Origin of the sequence: Pseudarthrobacter sp. NPDC092419, from assembly GCF_044755045.1 — a bacterium.
Classification (GTDB): domain Bacteria; phylum Actinomycetota; class Actinomycetes; order Actinomycetales; family Micrococcaceae; genus Arthrobacter.
Genome location: NZ_JBIVQF010000002.1, coordinates 88,699 through 114,310, shown reverse-complemented (window position 1 = coordinate 114,310; position 25,612 = coordinate 88,699). Strand labels below are relative to the sequence as shown.

Annotated in this window: 23 protein-coding genes; 8 read left to right on the top strand and 15 right to left on the bottom strand. The window is 67.4% G+C overall.

The features are described 5' to 3' along the window. Nucleotides 1-58: 58 nt before the first annotated feature. From panC to ftsH, 10 genes are read right to left on the bottom strand one after another with little or no spacing between them, the layout of a single operon-like run. Entirely contained in the window at nt 59-964 is a 906-nt protein-coding gene (panC, locus tag ACIQC0_RS03880; protein ID WP_400532755.1) for a pantoate--beta-alanine ligase, read from the bottom strand. Further along, nucleotides 964-1,857 carry a Rossmann-like and DUF2520 domain-containing protein gene (locus ACIQC0_RS03875; RefSeq protein WP_377216502.1) on the bottom strand — a complete coding sequence of 298 codons (894 nt, stop codon included), beginning with the start codon at nt 1,855-1,857 and terminating at the stop codon, nt 964-966. Before ACIQC0_RS03875 ends, panC begins: the two co-directional genes overlap by 1 nt. Continuing rightward, a complete protein-coding gene (locus ACIQC0_RS03870) occupies nt 1,850-3,352 on the bottom strand; it encodes a PH domain-containing protein (RefSeq protein ID WP_400532753.1) in 1,503 nt (500 codons plus the stop codon). The genes ACIQC0_RS03875 and ACIQC0_RS03870 overlap by 8 nt, the downstream gene beginning before the upstream one ends. Next, entirely contained in the window at nt 3,349-3,861 is a 513-nt protein-coding gene (locus ACIQC0_RS03865; protein WP_377216500.1) for a PH domain-containing protein, read from the bottom strand. The genes ACIQC0_RS03870 and ACIQC0_RS03865 overlap by 4 nt, the downstream gene beginning before the upstream one ends. Further along, nucleotides 3,842-4,390, bottom strand: coding sequence for a DUF3180 domain-containing protein (locus tag ACIQC0_RS03860; protein WP_377216499.1), 549 nt, complete (start codon nt 4,388-4,390; stop codon nt 3,842-3,844). The genes ACIQC0_RS03865 and ACIQC0_RS03860 overlap by 20 nt, the downstream gene beginning before the upstream one ends. Beyond that, nucleotides 4,387-4,932, bottom strand: a complete 546-nt coding sequence (gene folK, locus ACIQC0_RS03855) for a 2-amino-4-hydroxy-6-hydroxymethyldihydropteridine diphosphokinase (protein WP_400532751.1) — start codon at nt 4,930-4,932, stop codon at nt 4,387-4,389. The genes ACIQC0_RS03860 and folK overlap by 4 nt, the downstream gene beginning before the upstream one ends. Continuing rightward, complete coding sequence (folB, locus tag ACIQC0_RS03850; protein WP_400532749.1) at nt 4,929-5,306, bottom strand: dihydroneopterin aldolase; 378 nt, start codon at nt 5,304-5,306, stop codon at nt 4,929-4,931. Before folB ends, folK begins: the two co-directional genes overlap by 4 nt. A 10-nt stretch (nt 5,307-5,316) precedes the next feature. Further along, nucleotides 5,317-6,237 (bottom strand): dihydropteroate synthase, encoded by a 921-nt coding sequence (folP, locus tag ACIQC0_RS03845; RefSeq protein WP_400532747.1) that lies wholly within the window; start codon nt 6,235-6,237, stop codon nt 5,317-5,319. A gap of 10 nt (nt 6,238-6,247) precedes the next feature. Continuing rightward, the gene (gene folE, locus ACIQC0_RS03840; RefSeq protein WP_400532745.1) at nt 6,248-6,892 is read right to left on the bottom strand and encodes a GTP cyclohydrolase I FolE; all 645 of its coding nucleotides are present in this window, start codon (nt 6,890-6,892) and stop codon (nt 6,248-6,250) included. Nucleotides 6,893-6,901: 9 nt separating this feature from the next. Next, nucleotides 6,902-8,965 (bottom strand): ATP-dependent zinc metalloprotease FtsH, encoded by a 2,064-nt coding sequence (ftsH, locus tag ACIQC0_RS03835; protein ID WP_377216494.1) that lies wholly within the window; start codon nt 8,963-8,965, stop codon nt 6,902-6,904. A 348-nt stretch (nt 8,966-9,313) separates the two neighbouring features. Here ftsH and ACIQC0_RS03830 point away from each other — a divergent pair, with 348 nt between their 5' ends. The 6 genes from ACIQC0_RS03830 to ACIQC0_RS03805 all read left to right on the top strand — a co-directional run bounded on the left by ACIQC0_RS03830 (nt 9,314) and on the right by ACIQC0_RS03805 (nt 16,619). Then, the gene (locus tag ACIQC0_RS03830) at nt 9,314-10,591 is read left to right on the top strand and encodes an ABC transporter substrate-binding protein (RefSeq protein ID WP_400532742.1); all 1,278 of its coding nucleotides are present in this window, start codon (nt 9,314-9,316) and stop codon (nt 10,589-10,591) included. 67 nt (nt 10,592-10,658) lie between these two features. Beyond that, a complete protein-coding gene (locus tag ACIQC0_RS03825; protein ID WP_377216492.1) occupies nt 10,659-11,546 on the top strand; it encodes a carbohydrate ABC transporter permease in 888 nt (295 codons plus the stop codon). Further along, a complete protein-coding gene (locus ACIQC0_RS03820; RefSeq protein ID WP_377216491.1) occupies nt 11,546-12,496 on the top strand; it encodes a carbohydrate ABC transporter permease in 951 nt (316 codons plus the stop codon). The genes ACIQC0_RS03825 and ACIQC0_RS03820 overlap by 1 nt, the downstream gene beginning before the upstream one ends. Nucleotides 12,497-12,567: 71 nt before the next feature. After that, complete coding sequence (locus ACIQC0_RS03815; protein ID WP_400532739.1) at nt 12,568-13,620, top strand: LacI family DNA-binding transcriptional regulator; 1,053 nt, start codon at nt 12,568-12,570, stop codon at nt 13,618-13,620. Nucleotides 13,621-13,675: 55 nt separating this feature from the next. Then, entirely contained in the window at nt 13,676-15,256 is a 1,581-nt protein-coding gene (locus ACIQC0_RS03810) for a glycoside hydrolase family 32 protein (protein WP_400532737.1), read from the top strand. 22 nt (nt 15,257-15,278) lie between these two features. Then, nucleotides 15,279-16,619 (top strand): NosD domain-containing protein, encoded by a 1,341-nt coding sequence (locus tag ACIQC0_RS03805; protein WP_400532735.1) that lies wholly within the window; start codon nt 15,279-15,281, stop codon nt 16,617-16,619. Between the two features lie 56 nt (nt 16,620-16,675). On the opposite strand, the gene hpt is transcribed toward ACIQC0_RS03805, so the two are convergent. From hpt to dacB, 4 genes are all read right to left on the bottom strand, one after another. After that, a complete protein-coding gene (gene hpt / locus ACIQC0_RS03800; protein WP_377216487.1) occupies nt 16,676-17,227 on the bottom strand; it encodes a hypoxanthine phosphoribosyltransferase in 552 nt (183 codons plus the stop codon). 32 nt (nt 17,228-17,259) lie between these two features. After that, entirely contained in the window at nt 17,260-18,309 is a 1,050-nt protein-coding gene (tilS, locus tag ACIQC0_RS03795; protein ID WP_377216609.1) for a tRNA lysidine(34) synthetase TilS, read from the bottom strand. A gap of 102 nt (nt 18,310-18,411) precedes the next feature. Continuing rightward, on the bottom strand, nt 18,412-19,545 hold the full coding sequence (locus tag ACIQC0_RS03790; protein WP_400532733.1) for a zinc-dependent metalloprotease: 1,134 nt from the start codon (nt 19,543-19,545) through the stop codon (nt 18,412-18,414). A 49-nt stretch (nt 19,546-19,594) separates the two neighbouring features. Next, nucleotides 19,595-21,097, bottom strand: coding sequence for a D-alanyl-D-alanine carboxypeptidase/D-alanyl-D-alanine-endopeptidase (gene dacB, locus ACIQC0_RS03785; RefSeq protein ID WP_377216485.1), 1,503 nt, complete (start codon nt 21,095-21,097; stop codon nt 19,595-19,597). Nucleotides 21,098-21,248: 151 nt separating this feature from the next. Here dacB and ACIQC0_RS03780 point away from each other — a divergent pair, with 151 nt between their 5' ends. Further along, nucleotides 21,249-21,737: an inorganic diphosphatase gene (locus ACIQC0_RS03780; RefSeq protein ID WP_013599443.1), complete on the top strand. Its 489-nt coding sequence runs from the start codon at nt 21,249-21,251 to the stop codon at nt 21,735-21,737. Between the two features lie 122 nt (nt 21,738-21,859). Continuing rightward, nucleotides 21,860-23,170, top strand: a complete 1,311-nt coding sequence (locus tag ACIQC0_RS03775; RefSeq protein ID WP_400532730.1) for a carboxylesterase family protein — start codon at nt 21,860-21,862, stop codon at nt 23,168-23,170. A 12-nt stretch (nt 23,171-23,182) separates the two neighbouring features. On the opposite strand, the gene ACIQC0_RS03770 is transcribed toward ACIQC0_RS03775, so the two are convergent. Continuing rightward, nucleotides 23,183-25,567, bottom strand: coding sequence for a phosphoketolase (locus tag ACIQC0_RS03770; RefSeq protein ID WP_400532728.1), 2,385 nt, complete (start codon nt 25,565-25,567; stop codon nt 23,183-23,185). Nucleotides 25,568-25,612: the final 45 nt, after the last annotated feature.

Here is a 25,612-nt window from a genome sequence, read left to right as displayed (position 1 = left end):
CGGAGCACGGATCAGGGCGCCTTCCCCTTGGGACGGCGCCCTCTTCCATGCTCAGCCGCTATGAACTCAGCGGCACGTTGTCGATCAGCCGCACCGGGCCCACCCTGGCCGCGATCAGCGCCAGCGCCTCGCCGCGGAACGGGGTGTCCCGGCAGTTTTCGGCCAGCGGCTCCAGCGTCACCGGATCCACCACGTCGAAGTAGTCCAGCTCCACCAGCGGCTGGGACTCCACCATGGCCACGGCGGAATCCAGGTCCAGCGGCTCCCGCGCTGCTGCGCGTGACTCAAGCAGCCGCAGCGCCCGGGAAAGGACCAGCGCGGCGTCGCGCTCGGCGTCGGACAGGAAGCGGTTGCGGCTGGACAGGGCCAATCCCTCGGAAGACCGGACCGTGGGAACACCCACGATCTCCACCGGGAAGCTCAGGTCGGCTGCCATCCGGCGTACCAGCGCCAGCTGCTGGGCGTCCTTCTGCCCGAAGTACGCCCGGTAGGCCGGCAGCCCGGATCCGTCAGGCAGCCCGGCCGCGGGAAGCCCATAGTGCAGCAGCTTGGCCACCACGGTGAGCGCCCCGTCGAAGTGCCCGGGCCGGGAGGCGCCTTCCCACTTTTCCCCCAGCCTGCCGGAGGTGACCCGGACCAGGGGTTCACCGCCCGGGTACACCTCCTCCACCGCGGGCGCGAACACCAGGTCCACGCCCTGCGCCTCCAGCAGTTCCAGGTCCGCCTCGAGCGTGCGCGGGTACCGGCCCAGGTCCACGGCGTCGCCGAACTGCAGCGGGTTCACGAAGATGGTGGCCACCACCACGTCATTCTGTTCGACGGCGGTGCGCGCCAGGGCGGCATGGCCCTCGTGGAGTGCGCCCATGGTGGGCACCAGCCCCTGGGAGGTTCCCTGCCGGGAGCCCAGGAGCGCGGTACCCTGGGCGCGGAGGTCAGCCACGGTGGTGGCGAGGCGGATGGGCATCAATCGTCCTTACCGTCAAGGGCCTCGTTCAGGCCGTTCATCTGGTCCTTCTTCAGCAGGCCGCGCCCCTCGGCGCGGCGGGCCGTGGCGCGCGCCATCGCAAGGTACGCCTCGAGGATGTCACCTTGCCCGCCGGCGTCGTACTCCCGCAAAGCCGCCGCATGCGCGGCTACGGTTCCCACGTCTCCGCGCGCCACCGGGCCGGTCAGCGCGGACTCCCCCGAGGCGAGCGCGTTCTCCAGCGTGGCCCGCAACAGCGGCCCCAGCATCCGCTCGGGCTGCTCGACGCCCACCTCCCGCAGCAGCTGCGATGCCTGCGCCACCAGGGTGACCAGGTGGTTCGAACCATGTGCCAGGGCTGCGTGGTAAAGGGTGCGGTCCGCTTCGGCGATGGCGACGGGTTCGGCGCCCATCTCCACCACCAGCGCCTGGGCGATGGGCAGCATGGCGGCGTCCGCGGTGACACCGAAGGTGCAGTCAAGCAGCCGCGTCAGGTCCAGGCTCATTCCCGTAAAGGTCATGGCGGGATGCAGGGCCAGCGGCACCGCCCCGGCCGCCCGCACCGGGTGCAGCACGCCCACGCCGAAGCGTCCTGACGTGTGCGCAACCAGTTGGCCGGGCTGCCAGGCGCCGAGCTTGGCGAGCCCGTCCACCAGCTCGGGCAGGGCGTCGTCGGGGACGGCCAGGAGCACCAGCTCCGCGCGTTCCACGATGTCCCGCACGTCCAGGACGGGGACTCCCGGGAGCAGCGCTTCCGCCCGTTCGCGGCTCGCCTCGGACACTGCGGAAACCCCGACGACGGCGTGTTCCGCCGCGCGCAGGGCGGCACCGAGGACGGCGCCCACCTTCCCAGCACCAACGATTCCGACGCCGAGGCGTCCCGGTTTAGCCATGTTGCGGGCCTTCCTGCAAAGGGTTCAAAGGGGATTCGGGCGGTGTCACCTGCGCCAGCCACTGCTCCGTGGTTTGGCGCTTCCGCGCCAGCCGGGCCCGGGCAGACTGCTGGTCAAACAGGGCCCGCGCCTGCTCCACGCCGGCCTGCACCAGCCGGGGCGAAACCGGCCCCGCGGTGGTGTGCAGCACCAGGTCCGCCACGCGGAACCGGCGCGCAAGCGGGCCCTGCTGCAGCGCGATCGACTGCGTGCGCTGGTGCGGGACCACCACCAGCTCCCGCCACCAGCGCCCCGAACGGATCAGCAGCGCCGTGTCCGTGGCCGTGAAGCCGTTCCGCCGCCAACCGAACGGCGCCAGGAACCTGGCCCGCCGCGGCGTGGTGACGAAACCGCCGTCGGAATCGAGCCCCGCCAGTCCGGCCCCGAAAACCTCCACCGCCCGCGGCGTTCCGGGATCCGGCAGCACCAGGGCGAGCATGGCCAGGACGTGGTCCAACGGCCCGACCGGCAGCAGCGTGGTCCGGGAGGAACCCTCACCGGCGTTGTCTGCCGCGCCATAGCCGGCCACGTTCACCTGCATCCGATACCAGCCCAGGGCCCGCCACAGCGGCGACTGCACAATCCTCAGTGCCTGGATCCGTCCCGGCGGCAGCGTCTGCGCCTGGGTGTCCAGCAGTCCGTAGCGCAGCCTGATCCCGTCCGGCGAAACTGCCGCCGTGAAGTTGTAGCCCTTGTTGAACAAGCGCCAATAGCTGGCCCCCAGCCCGAGTGCGGCGGGGATGAGGTAGAGGTAGAAACCCTGGTTTTCCGTCAGCGCGGACAGCATCATGGACGCCACGGCGCCCAGGAACACCAGTGCGCTCTGCTCGCTTAGCAGCAGCGAACCTGCAAGGCGCGACGGCGGCACGGCCAGCACCGGGTGCTCGGGCGCCTCGGGCGCGGGGCCGGCTTCGCTGTGGCCGCTGGGATGCGCCCCGGACGCGCGGGCCAGAATGGTGGCCCGGAGCTGCCGGGCCTCGGCAATCTTCAGGTAGGACAGCCGCACCGCTGATTCGCCGGCGTCGGCCACCTCGAACTTGAGTTCGGCCAGGCCGAAGATCCGGGCGAGCAGGGGCTGTTCGATATCGATCGCCTGGACCCGGTCCAGCCTGGCCTGGCGCTGCTGCCGGAAAATGAAACCGGTGTTCACCCGGACAAAGCCTCCGGACACCTGGTACCGGGTGAAGTACCAGGTGAGGATGAAGCCGAGCACCGCGAGAAGCAGGACCGTACCGCCGCCGGCCAGCAGCCACGGCGCCCGGCCTTCGAAACCATCCTCGAACACGGGGCCGCCCTGCAGTGCGCGCTCCACGAAGTCCCGTCCGAAGAAGAAACCGATCGCGGCCAGCGCCAGCCAGCCCCGGATAAAAGGCGACGCGGGATGGACGCGCAGCCACTCGCCGTCGGACGCACTGGTAGTGGCTCCACTGTGGGCCGCACCGCTGCCAGCGGTCACAGCCCTGCCAGCCTGGCCTCGCCGCGGGCGGCGAGCTGCTCCCGCAGGCGTGCTCCTTCCGCGGCAGGAAGGCCAGGAATCTGCGCGTTGGTGCCGGGCGCGGCCGTGTGGAGCTTCAGCGTGCACAGGCCGAGCCCGCTTTCCACGGGACCTACCGCGATGTCCACGTACTGCATCCGGCCGTATGGCACGGCCAGGGTGCGCTGGAAGAAGATGCCGGAACGGACCAGCAGGTCGTCGTCGCGTTCCGCGTAGCCGATGGCCCGGACCTGGCGCGGGATCAGCAGCAGCTTCCAGACCGCTGTCGCGAGAAACACAGCCGGCACCGCGGCCACGAGCCACAGCGGCGGCCAGTCCCACCAGCCCAGCAGCACGAACAGCAGTGGCAGGGACAGCAGCAGCACCAGGGCGAGGTTGCCTAACGCCCACTGCAGGACGCGGACCGTGACGTACTTCGGCGAGACCCGCTGCCAGGTGATGCCCGGCGGATCAATCGCCTCCGTAGGCATAGCCGCCCTCCCCGGTGGTCTCGCCCCGCACATGCCGTTTCGGCTTGCCCTCGAGCCCGGTGGCGTCGCCGTCCTCGGGAGGAATCCTGCAGATCCGCTCCACCACCAGGCCGACGCCGATCATCACCAGGCCGCCGGCAGCCATGGCAAGCGCCAGCCACATGATGCCCTGGTTGGTGTTCAGGCTCCAGATCCGCACCTGGTCCAGGAAGATTCCCACGTGCCAGCCCAGGAGCACAGCGCCCGCGTAGGCGCAGGCCTGTGCCAGGACCAGGGTGCGGGCCGCCAGGAGCGGGTCCAGCACCGTTTTTTTGGTCTTGCTCTCCGGCTTGTTGGCGTTGCGCCACCGCAGGATTTTCAGCCCGAGGACCAGGGTGATCACCACGATCACGGCCATGGTGGCCAGCGCGGTGGCTGGCAGGACAGGCGTGGCGAGTCCGTAGCGGCTGGTCAGAACCGTGGCGGACCACCCGGCCACGGCGACGATGATCCCGATCAGGATGAGGCGCAGCGGGTTGATCGGTTTCATAGTTCCTCCACCGCTCCCGCCGTGGGGACGCCGTCGAAGTCGCCAAACCCGTCAAAGGGCGCCAGGTCGCCGAAGTCCGGGGCCTGTGCGGCAAGGACGCTGATGCGTTCCCCATTCAGGGTGGCTGCCGGCTCGATCAGCGACCAGGGATACAGCACGAACGCCCGCCCGGCTGCCCGCGGATGGGGCAGGGTCAGGACGGGATCGTCGCTGGTGATGTCGCCGTAGGTGACGATGTCCACATCCAGCGTCCGCGGACCCCAGTGCACCTCCCGCACGCGGTGATGTTTGTTCTCCACTGCCTGACAGTGGGCCAGCAGCTCGAGGGGGGTCAGGCTGGTCTCCACCGTGACCACCATGTTCAGGAAGTCGGGCTGGCCGGGAGGGCCGCCCACCGCTTTGGTCTGTACCACGGGGGACACCGCGAGCAGGCGAACTTCCGGCGGGTCCACGAGGTCCGCGACAGCCCCGGTGAGGGTGTCGTTGCGCTCACCAAGATTGCTGCCCAGGGCCAGGACCGCCTTCACGTACCCCGCGGTCATGGCGCTTCCCCCTGGGCACGCTGTTCCCGGTGCACGGACACGGAGACGTCGCCGAACGGAACCTCGATGGGCGCCTGCGGCTTGTGCACGGTGACGTCCACCGCCCGCAGCCGGAATTCCGCCAGCAGACTTTCGGCGATCTTCGCGGCCAGGCCTTCGATCAGGTTCAGCGGCTCGCCCGTGATCCAGTCAGTAATACGCTGCGCCACCTCGCCGTAATGCGCGGTGTCGCGGACATCGTCGGACTCCGCAGCCTTCGCGAAGTCCAGGTACAGCACTGCGTCCACAACAAAAGGCTGGCCCTCGCGGCGTTCAAAATCAAACACCCCGTGATGCCCGACGGCGGTCACACCGGTCAGCGTAATCCTGTCCATGGGCGCGTGCTTAGACGGCGGCGCGCGGCGGGGACATGCGGCCGGCGACCTTGACAGCGTCAAGGCTGGGCCCGACGTCGTGCACCCGCACGGCCCAGGCGCCGCGCGCGGCGGAAATGGCGGTGATGGCTGCCGTGGCGCCATCGCGTTCCTCCGGAGCAGCGGCCTTGCCCGAAACGGTCAGGAGGGTGCCGAGGAAGCGCTTCCGGGAGGCTGCCACCAGGACCCGATGGCCCATGGCGGCCAGCTGGTCCAGGTTCTGCAGGAGTTCCCAGTTCTGGTCGTCGTTCTTCGCGAAACCCAGGCCGGGGTCAACGATGAGCTGATCGGGGGTGACGCCTGCCGCGTACAGCTTGTCGCGGACGCCGGAGAGTTCGGCGACTACCTCGCCGGCAACATCGGTGTACTCGGCCAGCGAGTTCATGGTGCGGGCGTCGCCGCGCCGGTGGGTGAGAATGTACGGGACCTTCTTCGCGGCCACGAGCTCAACCATTTCCGGTTCGATGGTCAGGCCGGAAACATCGTTGACGATGGCCGCGCCGGCTTCGAGGGCGGCGGCCGCGGTGGAGGCGTGCGTAGTGTCGATGCTGACCAGGGCGCCAGCCTTGACCAGGGCTTCGATAACCGGGACGACGCGGCGCTGCTCCTCTTCCGGGCTGACGTCCTCGGCGCCGGGCCGGGTGGACTCTCCGCCGACGTCGATGATGTCCGCGCCGGCGTAGAACATCCGCAGCCCCGCCGCTATGGCGGTGTCCGCGGTGGCGTGCTTGCCGCCGTCGCTGAAGGAGTCAGGGGTGACGTTCAGGATCCCCATGACCAGGGTGCGGTCCATGGGCAGGTCTTCGAAGCGCGCTGCCGGGCGCGGTTTGCGCAGGATGGGCAGCGGCGAGGTTGCGGGCCCCGTGCCGGGGGCTGCAGCGAGTGAATCCATGGTCAGATGGTTACCTTCCGAGAATGAGGCTCATGGCTTCGGCGCGGGTCGCCGGGTCATGAAGCTGCCCGCGGACCGCACTGGTGACGGTCTTGGCTCCGGGCTTGCGGATACCGCGCATTGACATGCACATGTGCTCGCATTCAACAACGACAATGGCGCCCCGCGGCTGCAGGTGGCGGACCATCGCCTCGACGATTTCAGTGGTGAGGCGCTCCTGCACCTGCGGACGGCGCGCATAGATGTCCACCAGCCGGGCCAGCTTGCTCAGCCCGGTGACCCTGCCGTCATGCGAGGGAATGTAGCCCACGTGCGCCACCCCGTGGAACGGCACCAAGTGGTGCTCACAGGTGGAATAGAACGGGATGTCCTTGACCAGGACCAGTTCCTCGTGGTCCAGGTCGAACGTGGTTCCCAGGACATCTGCCGGATCCAGGTGCAGGCCGGCGAAGACCTCTGCATACGCCTTGGCCACCCGTTTCGGGGTGTCAACCAGGCCGCCGCGGTCAGGGTCCTCGCCAATGGCCAGGAGGATCTCGCGGACGGCGGCCTCAATTCGGGGGCGGTCCACTTTGTGGTGCTTTGCGGGGTGGGATTCGCCCGGCGCCGGGTAGCCGGCGGAGGAGGGAACGTCGTCGTCGTCGAAGTGGGTCACAGGAAAAGCTTAGCCGTGATGGGTGTCGGGCCCCGAGTCGGGGATGCCGCCATCGAATGGCGCGTCCTCCGGAACACCCTGCGCGTGCGGCGGCTGGGCGTCCAGCGGCTCGTCCAGGCGGGCCTTCTTTGCCTCCTCCTGGGCCTCCCGCTCCGCCCTTTCCTGGCGGGACTCCACGGGGCCCGCCATCTGGACCGGGCGGCTCTCCTTGGACAGCCACACCTCGCGGAAGTCGCGCTTTCGGATGTCCCTGAAGATGTCGGCGATCTCGGCCTGGTTCAGCGTTTCGCGTTCCAGCAGTTCCAGGGCCAGCCGGTCCAGGACGTCCCGGTTCTCGGTGAGAATGGCATAGGCCTCGTCATGGGCCTGGTCGATGAGGCGGCGGACTTCCTCATCCACTACGTAGGCGATCTGGTCCGAGTAGTTGCGCTCGTGGCCGGCGTCGCGGCCCAGGAACGGTTCGCCGCCGCCCTGGCCCAGCCGGACAGCGCCCACGCGTTCGCTCATGCCGTATTCGGTGACCATCTTCCGCGCGGTGCCGGTGGCCTTTTCGATGTCATTGGACGCGCCGGTGGAGGGGTCGTGGAACACGATCTCCTCGGCCACTCGGCCCCCCATGGCGTAGGCCATCTGGTCAAGCAGTTCGTTGCGGGTCACGGAGTACTTGTCGTTGTCCGGGACCACCATGGTGTAGCCCAGGGCGCGGCCACGGGGAAGGATGGTGATCTTGGTGACCGGGGCGGAGTTCCGCAGTGCGGCTGCGACGAGGGCGTGCCCGCCTTCGTGGTACGCGGTGATCTTGCGTTCGTGCTCCTTCATGACGCGGCTGCGTTTCTGCGGGCCGGCCATGACGCGGTCAATGGCTTCATCCAGCGCGCGGTCGTCGATCAGGTTGGCGTTGGAGCGGGCGGTCAGCAGCGCGGCCTCGTTCAGGACGTTTGCCAAGTCGGCACCGGTGTAGCCGGGGGTCTTCTTGGCCACGGCCTTGAGGTCCACTCCGGGCGCCATCGGCTTGCCCTTGGCGTGCACCTGCAGGATCTGGTTGCGGCCAATCAGGTCCGGGGCTTCCACGCCGATCTGCCGGTCGAAGCGGCCGGGACGCAGCAGCGCGGGGTCCAGCACGTCGGGGCGGTTGGTGGCGGCGATGAGGATGACGTTGGTTTTGACGTCGAAGCCGTCCATCTCCACCAGGAGCTGGTTCAGGGTCTGTTCGCGTTCGTCGTTGCCGCCGCCGATGCCGGCGCCGCGGTGCCGGCCGACGGCGTCGATTTCGTCCACGAAGATGATGGCCGGCGAGTTGGCCTTGGCCTGCTCAAACAGGTCTCGGACGCGGGAGGCACCCACACCGACGAACATCTCCACGAAGTCCGAACCGGAAATGGAGAAGAACGGAACGCCCGCTTCACCGGCCACAGCCCGGGCCAGCAGGGTCTTGCCGGTGCCCGGAGGGCCGTAGAGCAGCACGCCCTTGGGGATTTTGGCACCGAGAGCCTGGAACTTGGCCGGTTCCTGGAGGAACTCCTTGATCTCCTGGAGTTCCTCCACGGCCTCGTCCGAACCCGCCACGTCCGCGAACGTCACCTGCGGCATGTCCTTGCTGACCATCTTGGCCTTGGACTTGCCGAACTGCATGATCTTGGAGCCGCCGCCCTGCATGCGGGTCATCAGGAACCAGAAGAGGGCGCCGAGCAGGAGTACCGGGATCAGGAGCGAAAGCAGTCCGGAGAACCAGTTGTTCTCGATGGGCTGGTCGGTGAAGCCCTGTTCAGGCTTGGCGTCGCTGACGGCATCCACCACGGCTTCGGCGCGGGCATCCACAAAGAAGAACTGAACGTTCTTGCCTTTGTCCTGGCCGTCTACCTCCAGGTTCTCCTTCAGGACCAGGTCGACGCGGTTTTCACCGTCGAAGATCTTTGCCTGCTCGACATCGTTGCCGGCAAGCAGCTCCAGGCCCTTGTCCGTATCGATCCGTGCGGCGCCGCCGGGAGCCAGCGTTGCAAAAGCCACCAGGAGCAGGCCGACCACAACGACGATCCAGATGCCCGGGCCCTTGAAGAAGTTCTTAGCTTTCATCTGTTCGGGGGCTGGCCCCGTCCCTTCCGGTAGTGCTGCACGGCGAGTACTCTGCGCGCGTGATGGTGCTGCGTCAGCTTCTAGCTATACACCGTCCGCAGTAGATCACGCATGGTTCCGGGCAAAAGTTCCCTGTCGGCGTAGCGGCGGGCAGAGGTGTCCGCCCTCCGCCGCAGGTGGGAGGCGGGTCACCGTCATCCCCACAGTCACGGCGTGAATCTTGGGAGGCATCCCTTGACACCCTTTCAAAGCGGTTCTAAGTTTATGCCAAGTCGTTTTGGCAAAACGATTTGTCAGCAGCTGAAGCATTCTCACCATTTCCGTTCAAGAGAAAGTGAGTCGACAGCGATGTCCACTCGTAAATACATCAGCAGGCTCGCCGTCGGCGGCATCTGCACCGCCGTCGCACTGACGGCTTCGGCATGCGGCGCAGGAGGCCCCGCCGCATCGTCCCAAAGCTCCGGAACCAGCACCGTCAACGTCCTCGTCGAGGCTGGCGGCCACGCCGAACTGACCGGCGTAGCCGAGCAGTGCAAGAAAGACGCCGGCGTAGACGTCAACTTCGTCGAACTTCCCTACGACGGCATGTTCAACCGGCTCTCCAGCGAATTCTCCTCCGGCAACGTCTCCTTCGACGTCGCCGCCTTGGACTCCGTGTGGCTGCCGAGCTTCAAGGACGCCCTCCAGCCCATCGACGAGATCTTCACCGACGAGGCGAAGAAGGACATCTTCCCGGCCCTGGTCAAGGAAGCCAACGTGGACGGGCACTTCGTGGGCCTGCCCGCCTGGACCAACGCTGAAATCATCCTGTACCGCAAGGACCTGTTCGAGGACGAAAAGAACAAGGCCGGCTTCCAGGCCAAGTACGGCTACGAACTGGCTGCCCCCACCACGTGGAAGCAGTACCAGGACATCTCAGAGTTCTTCACCAAAGACGGCATGTACGGCACGGACGTCAAGGGCGGCGTGGAAACCGAATGGCTGGCCCACGTCCTGCAGGCCGGTTCGCCCATGGTCCTTGACGGCGACAAGGTGGTGATCGACAACGCCGCCCACAAGGAAGCCCTGGACTTCTACGTTGGACTGGCCAAGTACGCACCCGCCGGCGCAGCGCAGGTGGACTGGGCCGCGGCACAGAACCTGTTCAACCAGGGCCAGACGGCCATGACACGCTTCTGGGCCCACGCCTACCGGCAGATCCCCAAGGACTCCCCGGTGGCGGGCAAGGTGGGTGCAGCCCCCATGATCGCCGGATCCGCCGGCATCGGAGGCGTCCCGGGCCCCTGGTACCTCACCGTCCCCAAGGCCACCAAGAACACGGACGCGGCCAAGAAGTTCGTGCAGTGTGCCTACGACCACAACAGCCTGGGCGTCGAGTCCAGCCTGGGCCTGGCCTCCCGCATCTCCGCCTTCGAGAAGTACCAGGACAAGGAAGGGTACGAGAGCTTCAAGCCGCTGATCGACACCCTGAACGGTGAAGCCACGGCCACCCGTCCGGCCACCGAGAAGTGGCAGCAGATCGTGGACACCGTCCTGGTGCCCATGCTGCAGAAAGCCGTTGCCGGCGGTGACTCCGCCGCCCTCCTCGCCGACGCCAAGAAGCAGATCGAGGACCTCCTCAAGTAAGACCCCCGCGGCCGGCACTTGCACACACCGGTGCCGGCCGCGGCCCCAACCAGCGGAAGAGAAAACCGTGCGCATCTCCGACCGCCGCTTCGCATTGTTCCTGATGACACCAGCGGCGCTGTTCCTGGCAATATTCGTGGCCTTCCCACTGTTCCGCCTGGTGGCGGACAGCTTCTACAAGATCTCCCCGATCGCCGGCGGCCCCCGCGACTTCGTGGGCCTGGACAACTACTTCCGCGCCTTCGCATCCGAGGCCTTCACGGGAGCGGGCTGGCGGACCCTGGCCTACACCCTGGTGGTGGTCACCCTCGAGTTCGCCCTTGGCCTGGGCATGGCCCTGCTGTTCACCATGCTGGGCCGCAGCTCCCAGATCTGGCGGACGGTGTTCATGTACCCGCTCATGATCGCCCCGATCGTGGCAGGGCTGCTGTGGAAGTTCCTGATGATCGACAACTTCGGCCTCATCGGAACCCTCCTGCACCAGGCGGGCATCCTGGACAACCCCAACCAGATCGGCTGGCTGTCCGACCCCGGCATCGTGCTCTACTCAGTGGCCATTCCGGACATCTGGCTGACCACCTCGTTCATGTGCCTGGTGCTCTTCGCCGGACTGCAGAACATCCCTGGCGACCTCATCGAGGCGGCGCGGCTGGACGGCGCCCGCGCGCCGGCCCTGCTGTTCCGCATCATCCTGCCCCTGCTGCGGCCGGTGATCGCCGTCGCGCTGGTGGTCCGCGGCATCGACGCGGCCAGGGCCTTCGACACCATCCTCATCCAGACCAACGGCGGCCCGCAATCGGCGTCGGAAACCATGAGCCTGCTGATCTACCGCACCATGATCCGCTTCGGCGATCCGGGCCTGGCCAGCGCCATGGGCACCATCTACCTGCTGGCGATGCTCGCCGTCGCATTCTTCGCGGTGGCCACCATCTGGCGGCCAGGAAAGGACACCTGATGCGCCTCGCTGAACGAGCCAAGCACGACGCCGGGACCCCGGCCGGGGCGGCCGCGGCACCTTCCGCACGTCCCGTCGTCGTCCCGCCCCGCAAGCGCCGCAGCACCAACCGGGAAGGCCTGGAAGCGGGCCGGCGCAGCACCAGGACCCTGCTGTGGATCCTCCTCGCGGCAGCCATGGTTCTCTACGGATTCCCGTTCCTGTACCTGCTGTTCACGTCCTTCAAGACCCCGATCGACACCATCGCCGTGCCGCCCACCATCCTTCCAAGGGAATGGACGCTGGAGAACTACGCCAACGCCCTGGGCCGCAGCGGCGTGCCGGCGTCGTTCATCAACAGCATCCAGACGGCAATCATCAGCACCGTGCTCTCCCTGGTCCTGGCGGTTCCCGCCGCCTACGGCATCACCCGGTACAAGACGCTGAGCGGCCGGATCTTCATCATGGCTGCCCTGGTGACGCGCATGGTCCCACCGGTGGCAATCGGTATTCCGCTGGCCTCCATGATGGGGTCCGTGGGCTTGGCCGATACCCCCATCGCGCTGTCCATCGCCCACACCACCATTTCCCTGCCGCTCTCCATCTGGCTGATGTCCAGCTTCTTCGAAGCCGTTCCGCAGGACCTGGAGGAGGCGGCGACCGTGGACGGGTGCAGCAGGCTCGGAGCGCTGTGGCGGGTGGTCATCCCGGTGGTCTCCGGCGGCATCGCGGTCACGGCGATCTTCGCCTTCCTGGCCTCCTGGAACGAGTTCCTCTTCGCCCTCCTGATGACCGCCATCCGCTCCCAGACAACGCCCGTGGTGATCGCAAACTTCCAGACCCAGTTCGGCCTGGACTGGGGATCCATGACGGCGCTGGCCGCCGTGTACTCCATCCCGGTAATTGTGCTGACGCTGCTCCTGCAGCGCAGGATCGTGGCAGGAATGACGCTCGGCGCCGTCAAAGGTTAGGCCGGCAGCAAACGAGTAGCCTACTGGTAACCCCCAGTGGGCATCACAAACCATAAGGACGTGGGACACAGATGAGCAACAGGAACATCGGCATCAAGGACGTGGCCATCGCCGCGGGGGTCTCGGTGACAACTGTCTCCCACGTCCTCAACGAGGTTTCCTACGCCCGGATCAGCCCCGAAACCAGGGACAAGGTGAGATCCGCAGCGGAGGAATTGGGCTACGGCCCGAACCGCCTTGCCCAGGCCCTGCGGACACAGCGGACCGGCATGCTGGGCCTGGTGAGCGAAGACATCGCCACGACGCCCCACGCTGGCCGCATTATCCTGGGTGCCGACGAGGCCGCCAAAGCCCGCGGGTACGGCCTCATGATCATCAACACCTCCGGCTCGGCCAGCCTCGAATCAAGGCAGGCCGACGTCGAAGCCCTCCTGGAGCGCCGCGTGGACGGCATCCTCTACGCCACCATGTACCACCGCAACGTGGAGCTACCGGCCAACCTGGGCAGCGTGCCCTCCGTGCTGGTGGACTCGGTGGCCACCGGCGGAGACATCACTGCGGTGATTCCGGACGAGGAAGGCGGTGCGCGGACAGCAGTGCAGGCCCTCCTGGCGGCGGGGCACGAGCGGATCGGTTTCCTGAACAACACCGACGACGTCCCCGCCACGCGCCAGCGTCTCCGGGCCTTCCGGGCCACGTTGGATCAGGCAGGGCTCGACGGCGATGGGGCGCCGGTGGAGTCCGATGTCTCGGAAGTGCACGGTGGCTACGAGGCGGCCAAGCGGATGTTGACCAGGGACGACCGTGCCGACGTGCCGACGGCACTGTTCTGCTATAACGATCGCATGGCCATGGGAGCCTACCGCGCCGCCGCCGAGCTCGGCCTAGCCATCCCTGACGATCTTTCCGTCGTCGGCTTTGATGACCAGGAGCTGATCGCGGCCAATCTCCACCCGGGGCTCACCACCGTGGCCCTGCCCCACTACGAAATGGGTGCATGGGCCACCGAGCACCTGATAGACGCCGTGGAGGGGAAAACCGACCTTTCCCTGATGGCCGTTCACCCGACCATCCTGGGCTGTCCCCTGGTTAGCCGCGATTCCGTTGCGGCTCCCCGGCGCTAAGAGCAACCCCCTTCCACCCACCCCTCCCACTTCCACTTCCAAGAGGACCGCAACGATGACCACCTTCCTTGATGCTGCATGCCTCGAACCAGGCCCGGCAGAAACGGCCAGGTTCCGGCCGGCCGTTCACTTCACGGCAAGGGACACCTGGTTGAACGACCCCAATGGACTGGTTTTTCATGACGGGCTGTACCACCTTTTCTTCCAGACCAACCCGTACGGCAACGTGTGGGGCAATATGTCCTGGGGCCACGCCACCTCCCGGGACCTGCTGCACTGGACGGAACATCCCGTTGCCATCGCCTGCGACGAAACGGAGGACATCTTCTCCGGAAGCGTCGTGGTGGACCACGGCAACACCTCAGGATTCGGCACCGCGGACGCCCCGCCCCTCGTGGCCATCTACACCAGCGCCTACAAAGCCACAGCCGAATACAGCGGCACCCAGGCCCAGTCCCTGGCCTACAGCATCGATGGAGGGATGACGTGGCACAAGTACGGCGGGAACCCTGTCCTCAGCCGAAACTCTCCGCATTTCCGGGATCCCAAGGTGTTCCGCTATCAGGGAGAGGACGGCGCCTGGTGGATCATGGCCGCCGTCGAGGCCCAGCACCAAAGAGTGGTTTTCTACCGTTCCAGGGACCTGAAATCCTGGGAGTTTCTCAGCGGCTTCGGCCCGGCCAATGCAGACCAGGGTGAATGGGAGTGCCCTGACCTCTTTCCCCTGGCAGTGGACGGTGACCCGGACAACCTCAAGTGGGTGCTGATCGTCAACGTCAACCCGGGCGCGGTGGCGGGAGGTTCCGGCGGCCAGTACTTCGTGGGGCAGTTCGACGGCGTGCGGTTCATTCCGGACCCCGGTTCACTGGCTGCGCCGGATGGAGTCAGCGCCCTGGATTCCATCAAGGCCGCCGCAGCCCTGCAGCAATGCCTGTGGCTGGACTGGGGACGCGACTGCTACGCCTCGGTATCCTTCAGCAACCTCCCGGACGGCCGACGCATCATCATCGGCTGGATGAACAACTGGGACTACGCCAACCAGCTGCCCACCTCCCCTTGGCGGTCCTCAATGACCCTCGCCCGCGAAGTTCGCCTCACCGCAGCCCACGGCCCGGCCCGCCTGGTCCAGCAGCCGGTTCTGGCCGGGCATTCTGCAAACGAAGAACAGCCCGCTTTCAAAGCGCTGATGCATGCGGACAGCTTTGACCTGCAGGACTCCTCCTTCCAGCTGCCGGATGCGGAACCCCGCAACGCCCAGGTCATCGAGGCGGAGATCCTTCCCGGAAATGCCAGGCGTATCGAGTTCCGGCTCTTCGCAGACACGGGCGGGAGCGAGGGCACCGTCCTCCGCTTCGACCCGGACAGCTCCCGGCTCGTCCTTGACCGCAGGCGCTCGGGAGACACCCGCTTCCATGGGAAGTTCGCGTCGGCAGAGTCAGCCCCGCTGGTACTCAAGGACGGCGTGCTCAAGCTGCAGATCGTCGTCGATCATTGCTCGGTCGAGGTCTTCGCCCAGGGCGGCTCGGTGGTACTGACCGACCTCGTCTTCCCCGGCGCGCAAGCACGGGAGAACTGGCTGTCCGCCGCGGGAGGCCCTGCGACGATACTGAAGCTCACCGTCTCAGCACTGTCCTGAAAACCACTAAGCAAGGAAAGCCATGCAGAACAGCAACTGCTACGACGTCACAACATGGCCCGTGGGAAACCCGGCCAAGGACGTCGGTGAAGTCATCAACAGCATCATCGCCGACATCAAGGAACGGCAGACGGCCAGCGATCCGGACAACGGCGGCAAACCGGGCGCGGTGATCTACATTCCGCCCGGGGACTACCACCTCCGCACGCAGGTCCTCATCGACATCAGCTTCCTGCGCATCGAGGGTTCGGGACACGGCTTTACGTCATCGAGCATCCGGTTCAACGTTCCGGAAGAAGAATGGCCTGACCTCCATGAGCTGTGGCCGGGCGGGAGCCGGATCATCGTTGATATCCCGTCCGCGGGGGACGGCACGGAGGCCCCGGGCGCCGCCTTCTACATCGAACGGAGCGGTAGCCCGCGGATCAGCTCGGTGGAGTTCTCCAACTTCTGCATCGACGGACTGCACTTCGCCCCGGACGGTTCGGATATGCACCCGGAAAACACCTACGTCAACGGCAAGACCGGCATCTATGTGGCCAGCGCGAACGATTCATTCCGCATTACCGGCATGGGGTTCGTCTACCTGGAGAACGCCCTCACCATCTACCACGCGGACGCACTGTCCATCCATGGCAACTTCATCGCCGAATGCGGCAGCTGCATCGAACTGCGCGGCTGGGGGCAGGCATCCAAGATCAGCGACAACCTGGTGGGAGCCGGCTTCAAAGGACACTCGATCTACGCCGAGAACCACGGCGGGCTCCTGGTCACCGCGAACAACGTTTTCCCCCGCGGCGCGAGCAGCGTTCATCTGTCCGGTGTACGGCGTTCCAGCGTCACCAACAACCGCCTGCATTCGTTCTACCCCGGGATGGTGGTCCTCGCCGCGGACAGCTCGGAAAACCTCGTGGCCACCAACCATTTCCTGCGCGACCAGGAGCCGTGGACACCCTTCCTGGGGGTGGATAACGGCTTGGACGACCTCTTCGGCCTGCTCCGTGTCAGCGGGAGCCACAACTCGGTAATCGGGAACCACTTCTCCGAGGTCATCGACTCCCAAAGCATCCGTCCGGCAGGAACCACGCCGGTCATCGTCCGGCTGGCGGCTGGAACCGGCAACTTCGTCTCCAGCAACCACGTGGTGGCGGTGGACGTCCGCGCCAAGCCCAGCGACTCGTGCTACTCGGCCCAGGTGGATGCCCTGCTGGCGACCGAGGCCTCGAACAGCCTGGCCGTCACCGCGGTCATGGTCGATTCCGGCTCAGCCCAAAATACAATCCTTGATTCCGGAACCGAGGGGCAGGTCGCCGCAGACAGGGCTGCCAACGCCGTACGGGGCACACCCGTGCCCGGAGCCTAGGGACCGGGGCCGGTATGCCGGCACCCGGCACCCGGCACCCGGCACCCGGGGGAGGTTTACTCGTAGACGTGCGGAGCCAGGGTGCCCACGAAGTCCAGGTTGCGGTACTTCTCGGCGTAGTCCAGGCCGTAGCCCACCACAAACTCGTTGGGGATGTCGTAGCCCACGTACTTGACGTCGATTTCCACCTTGGCGGCCGTGGGCTTGCGGAAGGCGGTGCAGATTTCCACGGATGCGGTGCCGCGGGATTCCAGGTTGGTCTTGAGCCAGGAGAGCGTGAGGCCGGAGTCGATGATGTCCTCGACGATCAGCACGTCCTTGCCCATCAGGTCCGTGTCCAGGTCCTTGAGGATGCGGACCACGCCCGAGGACTGGGTGCCCGAACCGTAGGAGGACACCGCCATCCAGTCCATCGATACGTGGCTGTGCAGGGCACGCGCCAGGTCGGCCATGACCATCACCGCACCCTTGAGCACGCCCACGATGAGCAGTTCGCGGCCTTCGTAGTCCTTGTCGATCTGGGCAGCGAGTTCTCCAATCCGCTGCTGGATCTGTTCCTTGGTGTAGAGAACGTGCTTGAGGTCTGCCTGGACGTCGTTAGAATCCACCAATGGCTCCTGTGTAGATGCGGGGTGTGCGACTATTTTCGGGGCGGTTTTTGAGGCCGGAATACTAGCTTCCCACAGCGTGCGCCCCCGCGGGGAACAGCGCCAGCCCCAGCCGACCCGTCCGGTGCCGGCGCGGCCTCCAGCTCGGCGAGCGACAACCGGTACACGCTGACCCCGCCCGGAAGCTCCACCGGACCTGCCGAACCCTGCCGCCGCAGCAGCGCCTCCGCCGCCAAAAGGCGCTGGTAGCCCGGCTGCTGCCCGCCGACGTCGGCCGCTGCCTTGGCGATGACCCGGAACCTGATGGCCGGCGCCAGAGCCCGCAGTTCATCCTCCGGGAGGCTCAATTCCCGGCCGTTCCGCGCCGCCAGCGACGCGAAGGTGGTTTCGGCCACATCATCCAGGTAGTCGGCGTCGAGCTGGAGGATGGACGCGGTCCTGGCCAGCGATTCGGCCACGCCGGGACCCAGCTTCTCCTCCAGGTGCGGGAGGACCTCCACGCGGGTCCGGGACCGGGCGAAGGCGGGGTCACGGTTGGTGGGATCGTGCCAGGGTTCGAGCTCTTCCACCGCGCAGATGTCCTCGGTGTCCGCCCGGCGCAAGCCCAGGAACGGGCGCAGCAGGCTGCCGCGCGCCGGCCTCATCCCGGCCAGCGAACGGGTGCCCGAGCCGCGCGCGAGGCCCAGGAGGACCTGCTCGGCCTGGTCATCCAGGGTGTGGCCGAGAAGAATGGCGGACGCGCCCTGCTCCTCCGCCGCCGCCTTGAGGGCAGCGTGGCGGGCGTCCCGCGCCGCCGCTTCGGGGCCAATCCCCGTGGCCGCAACGGTCACGGTCCGCACCTCCACGGGGGCCAGTCCCAGCTCTGTGAGCACCTGCGCGGTCCGGGCGGCAACCCGCGCCGAACCCTCCTGCAGCTGGTGGTCCACCACGACGGCACCCACGGTGACGGGGTGCCCGTCAACGTGCCCACGGCGGGCGAAGTAGCCTGCGACGGCGGCGAGCGCCAGCGAGTCCGGCCCGCCGCTGCAGGCAACTACTACGTGCGCCGGATAGCCCGCCTGCGCCAAGGCGTCCTGGACCATTTTGCGCGCGGTGCCGACGACCGGCGCCAACCGGCCGGGCCGCCGTCGTCCACTTTGTTTGGCTTGTCCAGCTTTTTGAACGTATGGAGGAAGCTCGGGCAATTAGAGGCCCATCCGCTCGAGCCAGAGCTTGGCATCGTGGATTTCCGGTTCGGTGGGCAAGTGGTCCGCAGACTCCCAGACCTTGTTGAAACCCTCCATCCCGGCAACGTCCACCACAGCGCGCACAAACCGGGCACCATCCGAGTACTGCCGCATCTTCGCGTCAAGACCCAGCAGGCTGCGGATGAACTTTTCGATGATGCCCCGGTCCTTGCCGCGGGCGTTGAAGCGCTGTCGGATGGTCTTCACGGACGGCACGATGCTGGCGTCCACGGCATCCATCACCACATTGGCGTGGCCCTCCAGCAGGCTCATCACAGCAGTCAGGTGCGAAATCGCGGCCTTCTCCTCCGGGTCCTGCAACAGGTCCAGGATGGCGCCGCGGCCGGGGGTGTCGCCGGACGCGGACCGGTCTTTCAGCGAGCGGGCGGCTGCGGTGGCGCGTTCCATCAGGGAATCGACGTTGCCCAGGAGGTGTTCGCTGAGCTCCTCGATCTGGTCCAGCATGTGGTCCCGGAGCCACGGCGCGGCGGCGAACTGCACCCGGTGGGTCTGTTCGTGCAGGCACACCCACAGCCGGAAATCCTCCGGGGTGACGTTGAGCTCGCGTTCCACCGCAACGATGTTCGGTGCCACGAGCAGCAGCCGGCCGCCCGCGGGGCCGTGGGAGTTTTCGGCGAGCGCAGAGAACGGATCGTACTGGCCCAGGACCTTGCTGGACAGGAACGCGAGGATGGCACCGAGCTGGCTGCCGGTGATGGCACCGCTCACGCTCGCCGCCGACGGGCTCACGGTGCCGCGGCGGTTCGCCAGCATCTTCTCCATGGCCGGTTTGAGCATCACGGCGAAGCTCTGGGTATTGGCCTTGGACCAGGAGGCGCGGTCCACAATCAGCACGGACGAATCCCGCAGGTCCCGCGCCGCTTCCAGTCCGGTGATCTGGTGGACGTGGCCCACGGATTCATCGGCGGCCCGGCGCAGGCTCTCTACCGCCTCGCCGATTTCCGCCTGGTTCAGCACGGGGCCGGCGGGGGCAAGCCGCGCGGCAGCCGAGGCCGCGAGGTCCCAGTTGATCAACGCCTGGGCCGGGTTGGACAAGGCCTGGGCTGACGACTCACGCTCAGTGGACTCCATGCCTCCCATCAGAACACAGCACCGGCCGTTCCCGCACGGCAACGTGGAGCTACCGGCAACCGCAGGCCGCGAGCGCCGTGGCAGCCTGGTCCATCGCTGCCTTATTTCCGGCGGCGCCGGGCGTCAGCCCGTTCCCGATGAATGAAAACACCAGCAGCCGACCGTCCGCGTCCACCACGTAGCCGCTGAGGGCCAGCACGGTGTTCAGCGTTCCGGTCTTGGCGCGGACCAGGCCGGCTCCATACCCGGTGGCATCGTCGCCGTACCGGGTGTCCAGCGTCCCGGTGAGGCCAGCGACGGGAAAACCGCCCAGTGCGGCGCGGAGCCTCGGGTCCGTGCCGGACGTGATGGCGCGGACCACCTCCGCAACCTGCCGTGCCGAGACCTGGTTTTCCATGGCCAATCCGGACACGTCCGCCAGGTTCATGGCGCCGGTCGGGATGCCGGCTTCCCCCACCTGCGTGCGGACCACGGCCGTGGCCGCGTCATAGCTTCCGGCCAGTCCGTCCGCCACGGCAGCCATCCTGCCCAACGTCTCCGCCAGGTAGTTGTCGGACGTCTGCAGCATCCAGCCCACCTGCTCGGCAACGGTGGCAGATTCCACCTCCGCCAGGGTTTCCCGCGTTTCCGGTGCGCCGGCCGCCATGGCAGGAACGCGCACGACGCCGGCTGCCACAGCCAGTCCCGCGGCCTTGCCTTTCGTGCGCACCAGGTCAGCGAACACACCGGCGGCGGTCAACGCGGCGTCCTGCGGCCGGGGGCCGGTGACGACTTGGGGGTCGTACCGGGCCGAGTTCAGCGCCAGCGGGTACAGCGGCGCCACTTCCCCGGCCTCGACATCGCCGGCGTCCCAGGCGGGGTTCAGGGCAGGGCCGGTGAACAGCGAATCATCAAGCAGTACCGCAATCTTCCCGGCGGCGCCCGAGGTCCGCAGCGATTCGACGGTCTGTTCCGCCAGGGTGGCGAGGCCGGCCCGGCCCATGACGGCGTTCGGCGTGGAGTTCCCCGCCCCCAGCAGGACATCGCCGCCGCCCATCAGAACCACCTGGCCCGGCCGGGACCCGGCCACCACGCTGGTGGAGAACCGGCGCTCCGGGCCGAGCGACCGCAGCGCCGCAACAGCGGTGAGGAGCTTCATGTTGGAGGCCGGCACCCTGCCGGCTGAACCGCCCCGGTCAAACAGGACCTGGCCCGTGAGCGCATCCTGGACGAACCCTGTGAAGGTGCCGCCGCCGTCGGGCTTTAACAAAGGATCAACCTGCGTGCGCACGGCCGCGGCGGCCGGAAGCGGAGCACCGGCTTCGAGGGCCGAAAGGCCGGTGCGGGCGGTGAGCGAGGCGGGGGCCTGGTGCCAGGCCGGGACCGACGGAGCGGTCTGCGGCGCAGGCCCCGTGAAACCGGGCGCCAGTTCGATGGCCGCGGGTGCGAGGAGGGCGGTCAGGAGCACCAGCAGCACGGCGGGCGGCCAGGCGCGGCGAAGAACGGCGGGGAGGCCACTGAGGGTCCGGCGGCCGCGGTCACGCCGCAGTTCCCGGCCGGTTGTTTTGGTCATGCTGGTGCTGGTCCTCAGTCCTGAAATATCCCCACAAGTTCCTGATTCCAGGGCCTCTCGCTATATCCTCAATAATAGTCGGCGGCACGGACACTCCCTTCTGGCAGGCGTCAGGATGCCGCGAACCCCCGCAACTGCCGAGGAGCATTCCATGAAGCACGACGTGACCATCGAGATCCCCAAGGGGTCCCGCGTCAAGTACGAAGTCGACCACGAGACCGGCCGCGTCCGCCTGGACCGCGTCCTGTTCACTGCCATGCAGTACCCCACCCACTACGGGTACTTCGAAAACACCCTCGGCGAGGACGGCGACCCCTTGGACGCGCTGGTGCTCCTGCAGGACTTCGACCTGCACCCGGGCGTCATCGTCGAGTCCCGCCCCATCGGCGTCTTCAACATGACCGACGACGGCGGCGGAGATGCCAAGATCCTCTGCGTCCCCGTGGATGCCCGCTTTGACCACATCCAGGAAGTCAGCGACGTCAACGAATTCCTGATCAAGGAAATCGAGCACTTCTTCACCCGCTACAAGGACCTGGAGCCAGGCAAGTGGGTCAAGGCCGAGGGCTGGGGCGACCGTGCCGCCGCCGAGGCGGAGCTGGAGGCCTCCATCAAGCGTTACGTGCCGACCGGCCACTGACTTCGCCACTAAATCCCCGCCTCCCGGACAAATCCCCGCCTAACGCGTGGGGGAATTGTCCGGGAGACGGGGATTTCTGTTGTCCGCTCCAATGAAACGAGCCAGTCCTGACCTCCCAGCTGTTGTTCCACCCGCCGTGCGGCCCCGTTGAGGGCTGGCGCGACGGGGACGTCATCCGCGCAAGCGGGATCCCGTACGCCACGGCGGCCCGTTTCCAGCCGCCGTCGCCCGCGGCTGACTGGACTGCCGTTTACCCCGCGACCTCTCCTGCGCCGGCCTGCCCGCAGGGCCCGGTTCCCTTCCTCGACGACGTCCTTGGCACCAGGTACGGCGAGCTTCCGGGCAGCGAGGACTGCCAGAACCTTTCCATCACCATGCCCGGCGACCTTGCTGCCGGGGAACGGCTCCCGGTCATGGTGTGGATCCACGGCGGTTCCTACACCACCGGATCCGGGGACCTGGCCATCTTTGACCCCGCCCGGCTGGTGGCCGAGAACCGGGTCATCGTGGTGTCGGTGACCTACCGGCTGGGGCTATTCGGCTTCCTGGGCACACATAACGGGCGCCCCGGAAACCTGGGTCTGTTAGACCAGCTCGAGGCATTCCGCTGGGTCCGGCGGAACATTGCGGCCTTTGGCGGCGACCCCGACCGGGTCACCGCCTTCGGCCAGTCCGCCGGCGGTGACGCGATCGCGCACCTGATGGCCATGCCCGAGGCGCCGTCGCTGTTCCAGCGGGCCATCATCCAAAGCGCTCCGCTGGGGATTGCCCGGGGCCGGGCCAAGATGAACCACGCCATGGGCATCGCCGCGGACTCCGTCACGGACGACACACCGGCCATGGACGTGGTGGCCCGCGAAGCCGAGGTTGCCCAGGTGGCGCGGAAGTTCGGCATGCTGGCGGCAATGCCCTTCGGCACGCAGTACGGACATGCGCCGCTGCCGGAAGAAAGCGGCATCGAGGCCGCCTGGGACCGCTCCGCGCCGGACATCGACGTGCTGATCGGACACACCACAGGTGAAGCCAGGCTGTTCCTGCCGCGCAGCCCGTACCTGAGCAGGCTTGCCCGGGTGCCGCTGGCAGGGCTTCCACTGCTGCGCGCCGTCAACTGGCTGGTCACGGAAACCGTATACGGCCGCGCTACGCGCAGGTTCGCCCGGCGGCACGTGCGGGCCGGCGGGCACGCACACCGCTACATCCTGCACTGGCACGCCCCGGGGAACATTTTCGGGGCGGCCCACACCATCGACCTGCCGCTGCTCCTGGGCACCCGGAAGACGTGGGAGGGCGTGGGGCTGATTGCCGGCGCAGAGTGGGAAGAAGTGGACCGCGTCGGCCGGGAGCTGCGTGCGTTGTGGGCCGGGTTCGCAGCCGGGGCCGAGCTTCCCGGGTCCGGCGGCATCGCCGGTGCGCTTGGGTTCAAAGCCGCCTGACCCTGGGCCGCCTCAGCCCTCGATTTTCGCGGCAAGGGTCCAGTCGCGGATCTCCTCCGGGTCCTCGCCGTGGGTGCGGGTGTGCTGGCGTGCCCGGTTACGCCGGTCCTGGAGCTCCTGCCGCAGGAGGGCGCGCCGGGCAGCGAGGCCCGGCACCCGGTCGATGGCGTCGATGGCGAGCTGGAACCGGTCGATCCCGTTGAGCATAGCCATGTCGAACGGCGTGGTGGTGGTCCCCTCTTCCTTGTACCCGCGCACGTGGAGCCCGTCCTGGTTGGTGCGGCGGTAGGCCAGCCGGTGGATGAGCGCCGGATAGCCGTGATAGGCGAAGATGATCGGCTTGTCCGCGGTGAAAATCCCGTCGAAATCGCGGGCGGTCAGTCCGTGCGGGTGCTCGCTGGAGTCCTGGAGCCGCATCAGGTCCACGACGTTGACCACGCGAACCTTCAGCTCGGGCGCACCTTCCCGCAGCAGTGCAGCCGCGGCGACGGTCTCCACCGTGGGCACGTCGCCTGCGCAGGCGAGGACGACGTCGGGCTCCTCCCCCGCGATTTCGGAACCTGCAAACGTCCAGATCCCCAGCCCGCGGCGGCAGTGCTGCGCTGCTTCAACGGGCCCCAGCCAGGTGGGCGAGGGCTGCTTGCCGCTGACCACGATGTTCACGTAATCCGTGGACGCCAGGCAGTGCTCCATCACGCACAACAGCGTGTTCGCGTCCGGCGGCAGGTACACCCGGATGACCTCGGCCTTCTTGTTCACGGCGTGGTCGATGAACCCGGGGTCCTGGTGCGAGAACCCGTTGTGGTCCTGCTGCCAGACGTGCGAGGACAGCAGGTAGTTCAGCGACGGCACCGGCATCCGCCATGGCAGCTGCCGGTGCACCTTCAGCCACTTGGCGTGCTGGTTGAACATCGAATCGACAATGTGGATGAACGCCTCGTAGCAGTTGAAGACGCCGTGCCGCCCGGTCAGCAGGTACCCCTCCAGCCAGCCCTGGCACAGGTGCTCGCTGAGCACCTCCATGACCCGGCCGGACCGTGCAAGGTGCTCGTCGCCGTCGTCAATCCTGTACTGCCACACCTTGTCGGTCGCCTCGTAAACGTCCTGAAGCCGGTTCGACGCGGTCTCATCCGGCCCGAACAGCCGGAAATTCGCCATGTTCTGCGCAATGACGTCCCGCATCCACCCGCCGAGCGTGATCATGGGGCTGACGCGCTCGGTCCCCGGGCGGGAAACCTCGACGGCGTGGTCCCGGTACGCGGGCAGCTTCAGCGCCCGCCGCAGCAGGCCGCCGTTCGCGTGCGGGGTAGCGCTCATCCGCAGGTCACCCTGCGGAGCAGCGCGGGCGACGTCGGAGCGAAGCCGGCCGCCGCCGTCGAACAATTCCTCGGGACGGTAGGAGCGCAGCCATTCCTCCAGCTGCCGCAGGTGCTCCTCGTCGGTCCGCACCTCCGACAACGGGACCTGGTGGCTGCGCCAGGTGCCCTCCACCTGCAGGCCGTCCACCATGCGCGGGCCGGTCCAGCCCTTAGGCGAGCGCAGCACGATCATCGGCCAGCGCCGCGCGCCCTCCCCGTCGGCGGAACCCTTCCGGTGGGCGTCCTGGATGGCCCGGATGTCCGCCAAACAGTGCTCCAGAGCTGCCGCGAAGTCGCGGTGCGCCTGCTCCGTGGCGTCAGGGTCTTCCACCTCCACGAAGTACGGTTCGTGCCCGTAGCCGCGCATCAGCTGCTCCAGCTGGGTACGGGGCATGCGCGCCAAGACGGTGGGGTTGGCGATTTTGTAGCCGTTCAGGTGCAGGATGGGCAGCACGGCGCCGTCCGCCACGGGATCCAGGAAGGTGTGCGAGTGCCAGCTGGCCGCCAGTGGCCCGGTTTCCGCCTCGCCGTCACCGATCACGACGGCGGCCACCAGCTCAGGGTTGTCCAGCACCGCCCCGTACGCATGAGCGAGCGAATATCCCAGTTCGCCGCCCTCGCTGATGGAGCCCGGGGTTTCCGGGGCGGCGTGGCTGGGGATTCCGCCCGGGTAGGAGAACTGGCGGAACAGTTCCGCGAGGCCGTCCTCGTCCCGGCCCACGTGGCCGTAGACCTCCGAGTAGGTGCCCTCCAGCCAGGCATTCGCCACGACGGCGGGACCCCCGTGGCCGGGACCTGCCACGAAGAGCATCCCGGCTGAGTCGCGGCGAATTACGCGGTTGAGGTGCGCGTAGACGAAGTTCAGGCCGGGGGTGGTACCCCAGTGGCCCAGCAGGCGGGACTTGGTGTGTTCCGGCTTGAGCGGTTCGCGCAGCAGGGCGTTTGTCCGGAGGTAGATCTGCCCCACCGACAGGTAGTTGGCCGCGCGCCACCAGCGGTCCACGAGCTCCAGTTCGTCCTGCCCCATGCTGCCGGCCATAACCATCCTCACATTGCGTCCGCCGCTGTCGGCGGCACTCCCCCA